This window comes from Pseudobutyrivibrio sp. ACV-2, assembly GCF_900107545.1.
In the GTDB taxonomy this organism is placed as follows: Bacteria; Bacillota; Clostridia; order Lachnospirales; family Lachnospiraceae; genus Pseudobutyrivibrio.
Map to the genome: position 1 here is coordinate 103,886 of NZ_FNQZ01000001.1, position 13,441 is coordinate 117,326.

10 protein-coding genes are annotated in these 13,441 nt (G+C 35.5%); 9 read left to right on the forward strand and 1 reads right to left on the reverse strand.

Annotation, left to right across the window (positions count from 1 at the left end; all coding sequences use genetic code 11):
- Positions 1-198 precede the first annotated feature (198 nt).
- Genes BLV53_RS00500 through BLV53_RS00515 form a run of 4 tightly spaced genes read left to right on the forward strand, consistent with a single transcriptional unit; the run spans position 199 to position 7,127 of the window.
- Complete coding sequence (locus BLV53_RS00500; RefSeq protein WP_090295592.1) at positions 199-3,732, forward strand: DUF5717 family protein; 3,534 nt, start codon at positions 199-201, stop codon at positions 3,730-3,732.
- A 47-nt stretch (positions 3,733-3,779) separates the two neighbouring features.
- Positions 3,780-5,009: a DUF5716 family protein gene (locus BLV53_RS00505; protein ID WP_090295595.1), complete on the forward strand. Its 1,230-nt coding sequence runs from the start codon at positions 3,780-3,782 to the stop codon at positions 5,007-5,009.
- Positions 5,010-5,023: 14 nt separating this feature from the next.
- On the forward strand, positions 5,024-5,857 hold the full coding sequence (locus BLV53_RS00510; protein ID WP_139298910.1) for a hypothetical protein: 834 nt from the start codon (positions 5,024-5,026) through the stop codon (positions 5,855-5,857).
- Between the two features lie 49 nt (positions 5,858-5,906).
- Complete coding sequence (locus BLV53_RS00515; RefSeq protein WP_090295601.1) at positions 5,907-7,127, forward strand: AAA family ATPase; 1,221 nt, start codon at positions 5,907-5,909, stop codon at positions 7,125-7,127.
- An 18-nt stretch (positions 7,128-7,145) separates the two neighbouring features.
- Here the strand turns inward: BLV53_RS00515 and BLV53_RS00520 are convergent, their stop codons facing one another.
- Complete coding sequence (locus BLV53_RS00520) at positions 7,146-8,228, reverse strand: endonuclease/exonuclease/phosphatase family protein (protein ID WP_090295604.1); 1,083 nt, start codon at positions 8,226-8,228, stop codon at positions 7,146-7,148.
- A 126-nt stretch (positions 8,229-8,354) separates the two neighbouring features.
- Here BLV53_RS00520 and BLV53_RS00525 point away from each other — a divergent pair, with 126 nt between their 5' ends.
- The 5 genes from BLV53_RS00525 (at position 8,355) to BLV53_RS00545 (ending at position 13,391) form a co-directional block, all read left to right on the forward strand.
- Positions 8,355-9,587 carry an MFS transporter gene (locus BLV53_RS00525; protein WP_090295607.1) on the forward strand — a complete coding sequence of 411 codons (1,233 nt, stop codon included), beginning with the start codon at positions 8,355-8,357 and terminating at the stop codon, positions 9,585-9,587.
- A 64-nt stretch (positions 9,588-9,651) separates the two neighbouring features.
- A complete protein-coding gene (locus tag BLV53_RS00530; RefSeq protein ID WP_090295610.1) occupies positions 9,652-10,317 on the forward strand; it encodes a hypothetical protein in 666 nt (221 codons plus the stop codon).
- A 40-nt stretch (positions 10,318-10,357) separates the two neighbouring features.
- Positions 10,358-11,047: a response regulator transcription factor gene (locus BLV53_RS00535; RefSeq protein ID WP_090295613.1), complete on the forward strand. Its 690-nt coding sequence runs from the start codon at positions 10,358-10,360 to the stop codon at positions 11,045-11,047.
- A complete protein-coding gene (locus tag BLV53_RS00540) occupies positions 11,025-12,536 on the forward strand; it encodes a sensor histidine kinase (RefSeq protein ID WP_170830717.1) in 1,512 nt (503 codons plus the stop codon). The genes BLV53_RS00535 and BLV53_RS00540 overlap by 23 nt, the downstream gene beginning before the upstream one ends.
- A gap of 84 nt (positions 12,537-12,620) precedes the next feature.
- Positions 12,621-13,391, forward strand: a complete 771-nt coding sequence (locus tag BLV53_RS00545; protein ID WP_090295619.1) for a hypothetical protein — start codon at positions 12,621-12,623, stop codon at positions 13,389-13,391.
- Positions 13,392-13,441: the final 50 nt, after the last annotated feature.

Below are 13,441 nucleotides of genomic sequence, written 5' to 3' on the forward strand. Positions count from 1 at the left end.
AGATATATTCTTTTTTGCTTTAACATATCATAGCACTAGGGCCTTCATATTTCCATATTTTCATTACCAATAAGTTTGAAAACACTATATGTTGTGCTATACTATAATCAAATATGCTTGGGATAGTATAGGTTTTGGAACGCATAACAGGAAAATGTATTCTATAACATTTTGGCCAAGCGAATGAGGAGAATTGTTTTGAGAAAAAGAATCTATCGCATTTCCGAAGATAAATTCGACGACTTAAAACCAAATATTGAGTTTGAAGCAGAGCAGATTGAAGAAACCTGCTTTATTAATAATACATTTTCTGGAAGTATTTTTTTTAAAAGTACAAACGGCGTTAAAATTCGTGGTGTAGTTTATTGTGACAATCCTTATGTCAAAATAGCTGATCCTTTGTTTGATAGTATAAATGTCCGTATAGATTATTTCGTTGATGACTACAACTTTAAGCCATCTGAGTCTCTAAAAGGGCATTTTATTATCGTTGCAGTGGGTATTGAAAAATACATTCCATTTTCTATTACATATCAAAAGCCTCCACTTACATGTTCTGCAGGAGAAATTCATTCGCTTCAGGAATATGCAGATTTTGCTCAAAGCAGATTTTCAGAGGCAGTTTCTTTATTTTACACAGACAGATTCGCAGATTTTATTTCAGAGCAGGATAGACGTACAAGGCTTCTCTACAGAGGCTTTAAGGCAGCGCCTATAGCTGCGGTAAATGTTGATGAATTTCTTGTTGCCTGTGGTCTGAAAACTAAAATGACTTTTGATTTGCATGAACGTGAAGACAGGTATTTTGAGGTGGCCGAAAACGTTCGTGGAGAAATCGAAATTTGCCGTTCGACCTGGGGATTTATAGATATTTCAGTTTCCTGTGATGCAGATTTCATTACTGTGGAAAAGGAGCATATTACGGGTGATTTTTTCCTTGGCTCCATTTTCAATATGAATTATTACATCCATAAGGATAAGATGCATGCAGGAATCAATCTTGCACGTATTTCATTTGATTATCGTGATATCCATAAGGAAATTACAATCATAGCCAGTGCTGACAAGGAAGGCGTATCTATTGATTCAGATGAATTTTTCCAAAATAGGAAAATTCTAGCAGCCTTCAGATTATATGAGGATTTTAGACTTCGAAGAGTTAGTACAGGCCAATGGTGCACCCAGACGTTGGAAATAATTGATTCGCTTGAAGAAAATCAAAAAAATGAAAATTTCATTCTTTTGTTAAAGGCATTTCTATATGTCACAAACAACCAAAAGCAGGAAGCTCTTTGGATTATTCAGGATTTAAAGCGTACTATAGAGGATAAGCGCAGCAGAGAGTGGGCTTTTCTTTTGTATGTATGCACTCTTATTGAGCGTGAAGAAGACTATGTTGATAGATTAACAGAAAATATCGAGGGGATTTTCAGAGAACACAGAAACGATCCTAATATTTTCTGGTTCCTGCTGTTTTTACGCAAGGAATATATCAAAAATCCTACAGCGAAACTTAGAGATATAGCTCAGTGGGTAGATGAGGGGTTTGATTCTCCACTTTTATACATTGAGGCTTACTATATTTTTCTTCAGGATCCATATCTTATTGCAGGCTTTGATGAAATCACTTTAAAGGTCTTAAATTGGGCAAAGAAAAAGGATGCCATTACAAAGGATTTCGCAATTCAGATGATTCATGTCCTTGAGACTGAAAAAGGCTTTAATCCAAAAGCATTGCCTATACTTGATAAATGCTATGAGATATATCCTGATGAACAGTTTTTGCTTGCGATTGTATCGTATTTGTTGAAGGCTCCTTACGTAGATGAAAGCTTTCTTAAATGGTACAAAATGGCTATCGAGGCAAATCTACATGTTCCTGGGATTTTTGAAGCCTATATGGAGGCTATGCCATCATATTCAGTTGATAAGCTTCCTCAGCTTCTTACCATGTTTTTCAAGTACAACAGCAATCTTTCATATGACAAAAAAGCCTTACTTTATGCAAATATTATTCTGCACAAAGATGAAGATTATGATACCTACGAGCATTATGAGAGTGCAATAGAAACATTTGCTCTTGAGCAGCTTAGACTCGGACGTTTAGATGACAACCTTGCTGTTTGCTATCAGAGGTTAATGAAACTTGGTATCTTTGATAAGGAAGTTGCTAGATTAATATCGGAGCTTTCCTTTAAACGCAAATTCGCTGTAATCAATTCTGATATAAGAAGGATATTCATTTACCAGGATGAGTTTAAAGTTCCAACCATAGCCAACATTTCAGATCATAAAGCATATGTTAACTATGTAGGTTCTGAGGGTGTGGTCTTTCTTGAAGACAACAATGGTTACCTGTTTGTAGATGATGAAGCATATCTTACAGAAGAAATCATTCATGCAGATGAATATGCTGAAAAACTTAAAGAATTAGCTCCGTTGAATCTTACCTATGCACTGATGGATTTTTCTACAGATAAGACTGTAGATGAATATACATCAAAGGATGCAGATGCTGCGGAAATGTTACTTGGATCCAAGTTGATTTCTTCTGATTTTTTGGGAAATCTGTATCCTAAAATTATTGAGATTTTACGAATCCAAAATCGTGAGTATGTAATCGAAAAGTATTTCATGAATGAGGCTGACCTAAAATCGCTTAATGCAGATGTTATTGCTACAATTATTGAGGTCTTTATTGCCAGAAGCAAATACGAAGAAGCCTATTATATGCTTAGGCACACAAATGCTACATTATTAAAACCAGCCGTAGCTACAAAGCTTTGTCAATTTTTGATAAATCAAAATCCAGAAAAGCCAGATGATTTCCTGATAATTTTTACAGCTGAGCTTATAAAGCTTGGAATAAGTCATAATGACATGATTCGATATCTTATCAGGTTCTATATCGGTCCTACAGAATTGATGCTAGCTATTTATAATCTGGCATTTGAAAAAGGGGAGGATCTTGTAGAGTATTCAGAAAGAATCATAACTCAGGCCTTATACAGAGATATTATGTTGCCTCAGATTGTTGATATTTTTGATACATATATTACTCGCCGAAATAATAAAATGATAGTAGAGGCTTTTCTTACTTATGAAGCCCATGATTACCTGGCTAATCAAACTAAAATTCCTGAAAATATCTTTGCATACATATACAATCGATTTAAAAAGGGGCAAAATGTAAATGAGAGCATGCGCATTGCACTTTTAAAATATCTATGTACGCAACCAGATTTGGATGAAGACGATATGAGCATGCTGGACATGCTTCTCGCAGATGCTATTCTTAGAAATCAATATTTTGGATTTTTTGCACTCTGCAATGAACGTTTAAAGATAAAGTATCATCTTTACGACAAAAAGTTTATCGAATTTAATACAGATAAACGTAAATCGGTGGTTATCGTTTACTCTATTAATGGTGCAGAACCAGTGGAAGAGGATATGATAGAAATGTACGATGGACTTTATGTTAAGCAGTTCATTTTATTCTTTGGTGATGAGCTCAGATATGAGATATATTGTGATGAGCTGTCAGAAGAACCACTAAAGGCAGATACTTTTGTGTTGAGCGATGAGCTTGAGGAAAAACAAGGTCGTTACGCATTAATGAACAGTATTTCCCGTCACAAAATGTATGGAGAAGTTTACGAACTAGCCGATGAAGTAAAACGTTATCAAGGTCTTGCCAGTGTAACAAACGATTTATTTTCTATCGTATAGTCAGGGCCAGTCAGACTTGAAATTTGAGATATTAGGATAAAATAGAAATGAATGAAGGCATATACCTGGGTATAGATATCAGTTCAAGATATACTGTACTAAGCATTTACAATTTAAATATGGCAGAGCCTACTACTATAAGCACAGTAGTAGGGGAAGAAAACTATTCGATTCCTACAGTGCTCGCTAAGCGACTTGGCATGACACAATGGTTCTTTGGAGATGAAGCACTTAGAATGGGGCGTCTGAAAGAAGCAATCATAGTGGATGAGCTTTTTAACCTGGCTCTTAGAGATGGTAATGTTGTAATCGATTCTGAAAATTTTGTTGCTCGTGACTTGCTTGTAATTTATTTCAAAAAGCTGTTTTCATTATCGGGAACTCTTTCGGTAATAGATAATATCGAAAAGCTTATACTTTGCGTTCCACAGGTCACCCTGGAAGTTATGGAGACTAGCAATTACATTGCTTCAAAGCTTGGAATCGATCAGAACAAAGTGATGCTGATAGATAGAAATGAGTGCTTTTACTACTATGCATTATCACAAAAGCCAGAGTTGTTTCTTTATAATGTGGCACTTTTTGATTACAGTGGGTCAAACATGGTGTCATGCACGCTAAACCGAAATCAAACAACACGTCCACAGCTTGTGACTTTAGATGTGATAAACCATGGTGAAATTACAGAAAATAAAGATGAAGAGTTTGATCAGGTTATCACTACAGCAATGGGCAACAATCTTTTTTCATCAGTATATTTGGTTGGTGATGGTTTTGATGGAGAATGGATGAAGGTTAGTCTTTCTCATCTTTGTAAGGGGCGAAAGGTTTTCCTTGGCAAAAATCTCTATTCAAAGGGAGCCTGCTATGCAGGTGTTATAAAAGAAGGAAAAAAGGATTGGCCTTTTATCTATATTGGTGACAACGATTTAAAGCTAAACCTTTCTATAAAAATATTAGAAAACAATACTATGAAGTTTTTCACCCTAATCGATGCCGGACAGAGCTGGTACGATGTAAAGGGAGAGTGTGAAGTAATACTTGATGGTGAACCCGAAATTGAATTCTATATTCAAAGACCAGAATCCAGAGAAGCTCACACTGAATTACTAGAATTAACTGATTTACCAAAGAGGGAAAACCGCACGACCAGACTTCGCATTGAAGCACGACCGGTTTCCGATGTGGCAGTTTCCATTACCATTTTTGATTTAGGCTTTGGGGAAATTTCTCCTTCCTCGGGTAAGAGCTGGGAACACATAATTTCAACAAAATAATAAAGCAGGTTTCTATGAGTACTTTAATTTATTGTCAAAATGCGTTATCCGCTACGCCATATTACATAGAAGAAGCAGCGCTAAATGTTTATTCGTTGGAGGAACTTAGTTACTACATACTCAACAACGTCTATTTGCTTTCCACAAAGCTTATGAGTTCAGAACTTTGCAATTGGATTGGAAGAGAGCTAAAACAGCAAAAGCTTGCAAATGAACTTTTGGGTCTGGTTCAAAACAATGCACCTCTGCATATATTTGTTGGTCATATTTTAAGCGCCAATGGTTATGCCAGTGCAAAGGAGATTAAAGATACTCTAGCTATTATTTCAACCTTTGAAAATAAATCAGAAGCAGAGCGAAAAAAACTTCGTGCTGATAGGCTTATGGCAAATGATAAGCTTGTTGATGCTATTTATGAGTATGAAACAATTCTTTCTGATAACGTAGCGAAAACTATGCCTAAGGCGGTAGAAGGTGATGTTTATCATAATTTAGGCTGTGCTTTTGCTAAATTATTTTTCTTTAATGAAGCGATGCTATGTTTTGATGAAGCGTATAAAAAAAATCAAAAGAAACAGAGTTTGTATTGTCTGTTGTACGCAGCCAGATGTGATAGAAATAAAGCAAAGTTTGAAGAATATATTAATAAATATCTTATTTCAAAAGAGGATGTGGACGAGGTATTAAAGGCTGTTACCATCGTTACAACGAAAGATTCAATTACAGAATTTGATAATGCGGTTAATGAGCTTATAAGTGACGATGAAAAAAGGCAGGGGGCTATCGCGACGCTTGATAATGTTATTAGCGAGTGGAAAGACGAATATATCAGGCTATGTAAGATTTAGAATAAGTGCATTATAGGTTTAACAAACAATTGGGGTGGGAGATTTTACTATGGCATTTTTTTCTAGAAGAAAAAATAAAAGAGAGCAAAGAGCGGCCAAAATAGACGATGCTTTTAATCGCGTTTACTCTCAAATCGAAAATATTGACAGTTGGGAGGATCCAAAAAAGCTAGAACATTATATTCTTGATTCATGTGAGCAGATTATTGCCTCTACCAAGGCTATGGAACGCCAAAAGACAGAATACCGAATAGTTACTCAATATCTTAATGATATTAAAGCTTTAGAAAATCTGCCAAAAGAGACTTCTAGAGATTTGAGAAGTGCTGCAACTCATATATGTGAATTGCAACAGAGTATGGATGAAGTCAGAAATACTCAGAGAAACATATCTGACGTGCAGTACCAAATTATTTCAGACGAAGAAAATGATATGCCTGAGATAATTAATCGTTTTGCGGCAGATGAAATATATCAGGCAAAGCTCAAGAAAAATCTTGCATATATTGAAGGTGAAAAGAGTAGATGGGAAATAGAGCGTGAAGAACTTATGGGGCAAACCAAGCTATTTAAACATATGGCTATGGCTGTGTTGGTTTGTTTTATGACGCTTATTATTCTTCTTTATGTTATGTATGCTGCTACTCAAGCAGATATAACAATTTGGCTTCTTATGGTTTTGTTTATATGTGCCACTAGTGGGTTTATTATTTTTATCAGGCAAAATAGTATTTCGCGAGAAGGCCGAAATGCATTGATTCGATTGAATCAGGCTATAAGCGTGCTGAATGTGGAACGCATGAAATATGTAAATGTAACAAATAGTATCGAATTCTTAAAAGACAAATACTTCGTTAACTCGGCTGCTGAACTACAATATGTTTGGGAGCAATATCAGGACAAGCTTCGTGATAGAAAACGATATATTCAAAATAACGATGATTTGGAATTTTATAACGATAAACTTGAAAGAGTATTGGGGGAGATAGGTCTTTCAGATGATAAGATTTGGCTGAATCAGGTTAATGCTTTGGTTAATAAGCAGGATATGGCTGATTGCAGGCACAGGCTGGTAATGCGTCGACAAAAGATTAGAGACAGATTAGATGACCATAGAAGGATAGTTCAGGAAGAACGAGATGAAATAGATAGACTGATGTCAAGGCATGAACATTATCTTCCTGAGATTCAAGAAATTATAAAATCTGTTGATAGACTTTGCGGAACCCATTCAAGCGTAAATGAAAAAGATAAAAATGTAGGCTCCTAAAAATAGGAGCCCTTGAAATTATTTTAGTATGAAATCCATATAAACAGGATTGTGATCTGAATATTTAAATCCTGAATCAATTACTGACGCTTCTTCGACCTCTACATTGGATGATACGATAAAACCATCGATTGTGATTACAAATGAATCTTTAGTATAAGGTGAGTCTGCATTTCGGGCGCTTGGAACAGGATTGTTGTTATCAATTGGTCCAACGAGCGTGAAACCATCATCTAGATAGTCTGTGTTGAATGGTTTAGCCCAGCCAGCTTCGCTTTTGCTACCAAAATATATAGATGAATCACCCAGCATATCCTTATTCATGTCACCGCAGGCTATTATATAATTACCTTCTGCCAGTTCCTCTGACATGTCTGCATTTAACACTTTTATCTGGTTGTCGGCGGTGTCAGGATTTGTTGAATAAGCTGAAAGGTGCACATTGTATAGCACAAGCTTCTTTCCGTTTTCTACTTCCATTACATTTTTGGAATAGCAGCGATCCAAATCAATAAGTTTTGATAAGTTTTCATCTATTGGAAGAGAGCGTCGCACACTATTTATGATTTGAATTGGGCTGATAGTAAGTATTCCTGCTTGGGATTTGCCGTGTGGTTGTGTAAATGGATACATCAAAAAAGGACTATCATAGTTAATTGCAAATGTTGAGCTGGTATTGGTGTAATTGTTTTTGTCAAGAATATTAAGGATTAAATCCTGCTCGTTTGTGTGATAGCTTCGAGTTGAATTAATATCTACTTCCTGGCAGGCAATTATGTCTGGGTTAACACTTAAAATAGTATTTATGGAGCCTGTGATATTTTTATTTACAGCTTCCTTTGAATAGGCCCAGGATTCAGTGCCACCGTCCATAAAGAAAGAATAATCATCAGAATATGCGCCAAAACCAAGATTTGCGGACACTAAACGATAGGATTTGTTTACCTCTGCTACATCCTCGGCTGCGTCGCCTTCAATCGCGAGTGAGAGGTTGTCTTCGATTCTGTTATAAGATAATAAAACATACGCGGTATATGTTGCTGCTAAGATTACAAAAACTGATAAAATTATTAATAATGGTTTTATTATTTTTTTAGTCATTTATGAAGAACCCTTTCTATTGTAAAGTAACATTAGAATATTAATAGAAAAAGCCAAGGATATGCTTCATATATTAAAAAGAATCCATATATTATTTTTGGTAATTTTTCACTAAAGGAGAGCAATATGTTAGAACAATTTAAGACATCTTTGAATTACCGGGTAAATTTACTCTATATTGGACTACAGGGAATGTATTGGATGATGGTATGTTGCTGCGTCAGTCTGGGAAGCGCATATCTTTCTAATCGTGGGTATTCGACATTTTCCATTGGGGTGTTGTTCGCAATGGCATACCTGCTTGCGACTTTAGTTCAACAGATTGTGTCAGTGGTTACAGACAGTTCTGCGGAGTTTGATGTTTTGGATGTGTTGGCTGTGTTTGGAGTGGTACTGGTTATTACTTTATTCATCTCGCTATTTACTCATGGCAATAGTTTTCTTACAGGCTTCACGTTTTTAATGGCAGCTCTTGTAGTGACGGTTATTCAACCATTTTTAAATGCGCTTAATTTCTATATTGAACGTATGGGAATTGAAATGAACTATGGTGTTGCAAGAGCAAGTGGTTCATTTTGTTTCTTTATTATGAGTTTGGTGGCTGGTTTTTTTATGAAAATTATTTCAGAGAAGACAGCACCATTTTTAGGATTTTTTACTGCAATAGGATTTACCCTTTTTATCGTATGGATTTTTAGAGAGTTAAAGGAAGCCGGACTTAGAAATAATAGCTATGATCCATTCGAACGGGACTCTTCAGATAGTTTTCAATCCCTCTATTTTGGAAATTTTATAGAAGAGCATAAAATGTTTTTTCTTTATCTTATAGGCTTGGTTTGTTTTTATTTTGGACATGTTATAGTAAATAATTTCATGTATCAAATAAGCGTCAATGTTGGGGGCGATGAGGGAACTAATGGTGGTTTGCTTGCATTACAGGCTATAGTAGAGCTCCCAGCCATGATTTTCTTTAATAGACTTAAAGAACGATTTAACACTAAATTATTGCTTGGAGTATCTAGTGTATTTTATTTTGTTAAGATCTATTTTACAGCTATAGCTACCAGCGTTGCCATGTTGTATTTTAGTATGATTTTCCAGGCTTTTGCATTTGCAATATTTATTCCAGCCTCAGTACATCTTGTGGATGAGATTATGTCAAAACAAGATGCTGTAAAAGGGCAGGCTTTTGTTACCATGGCCATGACTCTATCTAGTCTGATAGCAAGCATTTTCGGAGGATTAATTATTAATATTTTTGGTGTTACTGCTACCTTGTGGTTATCTACTTTTATAACTGTTGTAGGAGTTGCAATATCTATTTATGCACTATTCAGAATAAATACACAAAAAGTTTGATAAAAGATAGATTTTTTGATTAACAATTGCTAAAATAACTATATAGTAAATGTGAGAGAACGATATGGCTAAATATAATATTGGTGGATATATCTTTAACGATGAAACAAGTGCCAAACAGGCCGCCAAGGAACTTAAGCTTGTCGAGTATATTTTAGGACAGATTAAGACCGCAGACGAAGAAGGTGTCCTTAAGGTCTATAAGAAGTTACTCAGTCAAAGACTCTTTTCCACAGATGTTGGTATGAGTTTTTTAAAACAGCTCAGACAAAATCTTGTGGCATCAGAGGCCTTTAATGAATCAGATATTCCTCCGATATATTCTCTAGATGAATTTAAGCCAGATACTTCTGAAATATCTCCACAGGTTGAAAAGAGCGAAAGAAGCGAAAAGCCTGTCACTAAGGAGAATAAGGGTTCACAAAAAAAACAAACCAAGCTGAAAAAACAAAAAGCTGAAAAGTCTAAGCCTGAGTCGAAAGATTCAGACAGCGTAGAAGTGAAGCGACTGCGTTTAATCAATAAGTTTTTATTGCTTGCAGTTGTTACTTTGCTATTGATAGTGGGTGGGATGTTTTATATCAGTACCACTATAAATAGTCCTACGATTCTAAATTACAAAGAAACTATTACTGACGAATACGCTTCGTGGAAGGAACAGTTAGATACCAGGGAGAAGGAACTGGATAAGAGGGAGGCTGAGCTTTTAAAAAGAGAAGCTGGTCAGTGATACATAGTAACTAATAATTTTCAAGGATGGGGTTGGTGTTATGTCGAAAAACAAAATTCTTGTGGCTGATGATGAAGGCCGAATGAGAAAGCTTATCAGAGACTATTTGATAAGGGAAGACTATGAAGTTGTAGAAGCTGAGAATGGTGAGCAGGCTTTGGATATGTTCTACATGGATAGTGAAATTTCACTTATCATTTTAGACGTAATGATGCCTAAGGTTGACGGATTTGCTGTATTAAAAGAGATTCGAGAGACATCATCCATTCCAGTATTAATGCTTACAGCAAAAGGTGAAGAAAATGATGTTCTTAACGGATTCGAGCTTGGTGCAGACGAATACATTAACAAACCGTTTTCTCCAAAGATTCTTATGGCAAGAGTAAATGCGGTTCTTCGTAGAAGTACTGATGATTCTCTTGGCAAAAAGGTGGTTGAGGCTGGTGGTATCCAACTCGATGTGGATGCTCATGTCGCCACCAACGACGGAAATCCAGTTGAACTTTCAGTAAAAGAGTTCGAACTTCTCTATTATTTCATCAACAATGAAGGAATTGCACTTTCTCGTGAGAAGATTCTTAATCATGTGTGGGATTATGATTATTTTGGAGATGCAAGAACTATTGATACCCATGTTAAGAAGCTTCGCAGCAAGTTAGATGATAAGGGCAATTACATCAAGACTATTTGGGGCATGGGGTATAAATTTGAAGTCGACACAAAAATCTAATAAAATTAATCGCCAAATAGTAGGAGTGTTAGGATTTATAGTACTATCTTCATTGATAGTGGTATGCATCCTAACCTCTATCTTTTTAGGGGATTATTACAATTACGAAAAAAGAAAAGATTTAGAAGAAGTATTCAAAATTATCTCTGAACGATGTGAAGAGGGCACCTTGTACGGTGAAGAATATGGTGTCGATAATTTAGCTCTATTCGATCGGCATGCTGTTTCAGTAATGGTTACAGAAGCAGATGGCGATCCTCTTGTTGCGTCTAATGTTAATACAAACATTCTAAATGAGCAGCTTAATCATACATTGCTTTCTGATGATGGTACCACAAAATTGCTCAAATCCACCCATAATTATAGAATTGTATCTCAGGTGATTCCATCAGTAGATGACTCGTTTCTTTTATTGATAGGTGTTTTACCTGATTCAAATATTGTATTTATTCAAGCAACTACTTCAGCTATGGAAGAAAGTATTCACATAACGAATAGATTCTTTTTGTTTATGGTAGTTTTGGACTCGGTGATTGCTATATTTGTAGGCAAATTTTTAATATCTATTTTTACCAGACCGTTGTTTGATTTGATTAGTATTACAAAGCGTATTTCAAATTTCGATTTTGATGCTACATATCATCCACAACTGATATACAACGAGATGGATGATTTGGGCGAGCATGTAAATGAGATGTCTATCACCCTTAAACGTGCTATAGACCAGCTTCAGGCTGCAAACGAAAGCCTGAAACATGATTTGGAACTTAAAGATGAAACAGAGAAAATGCGCAAGGAATTTGTTTCTAATGTTTCACACGAATTGAAAACTCCAATAGCTTTAATACAAGGCTATGCTGAGGGCTTACAGGAAGGCATCATGGAGGATGAAGTGAGCCGTCAGATATATCTTGATATCATCATAGACGAAGCAAATAAGATGAACAGACTTGTTCGTGAAATGCTGATTTTAAATCAATTGGAAGCAGGCCAAATGGATTTAGATCTTGTAGACTTTAACCTTACTGAGATGATTGATAGTGTGGTTGATAGTAACAGGATTAATTTTGAAGCTCAAAACATAACATATAGTTTTATTAATAAAGCGGAGTGTTATGTTAAAGCAGATGAATTCCTGGTTGAACAGGTTTTTACTAATTTCATTAGTAATGCTATTCATTACGTTATGAATGAAAATATTATTACAGTACGCTATGATTTCATGAAAAGAGGAAAGGTTAGAATTAGTGTATTTAATTCGGGAAATAATATAGCAAAAAAAGATATTAAACATATATGGGAGAAATTTTACAAGGCGGATAAGGCTAGAAGCAGAGAATATGGCGGAAGCGGAATAGGACTTTCAGTTGTTAAAGCTACAATGGATTTATTACATGAGAAATTTGGTGTTGAAAATCTTCCAAATGGAGTTGAATTTTGGTTTGAATTATCTTTGTCAAAAGACACAAAAATCAAAGAAAATTCATAGAATTTTCTGATTTTTCACATTGAATGGTACACATTTTAATGCTAATATACCATTAATGATTAGTTTATTTTTTTAGGAGAAGGCATGAAAATTAACAGAATTTTACTTGTGACATCTGTGTTGTGTTTTTCTCTATTAGGTACTGGTTGTGGTGATTCTTTATACCAAATGTCCAGTGAAGAAGAAGCTATCATTGCTCTTTATTCTGCTAAGGCAGTAGCCAAATTCAATAAAAATCAGATTACAGGTATTGCAAATGCCCGTGTCAGAAAAGGTGAGTTGGATGAAGAATACAAGCCAAGCGAAGAGGAAGAAGTAGCGGAAGCTATAGAGGGAGAAGATAACTCAGAGGAAACTGAGACTCAAATTGATCCTGAAACTGGAGAGCCGATTATAGCAGATGACGCTGATGAGGGTGCGCAAGCAGGTCAAGATGGAAATTCAAATGGATTGTCATTTACAGATGCAGTTGGTGTTGATGGTGTGGACTTTGTGTGCTCAGAATTTGATGTGAGTATCGAGTACAAGCCAACGGACAGCTTTATTTTGAGTAGGGTAAACGGAAAACAGTACGTAATACTGAGCATTGAAGCCAGTAATACAACTGAAGCTGATGTTGATTTCTCGGGGATTTCCAAACGAACTTATAGTCTTTCATTAAATGGTGGTGAAAAGACAAATGCTGTGTTTACTCCACTAGCTAATGATTTGGCGAACTTTAAAGGAAAGCTTGGAGCGGGAGAATCAAAAAAATTTATACTGGTATTTTTATTTAGTAATTCAGCGGTTGAAAATATCTCATCACTGGAGTTATTTGTAACAAGTGATGATTCTACAAGGGGTACAGCTATTTAATAGTGATTAAAATCATTATATTAGCAAGATGATTTTATATATATGTTAGT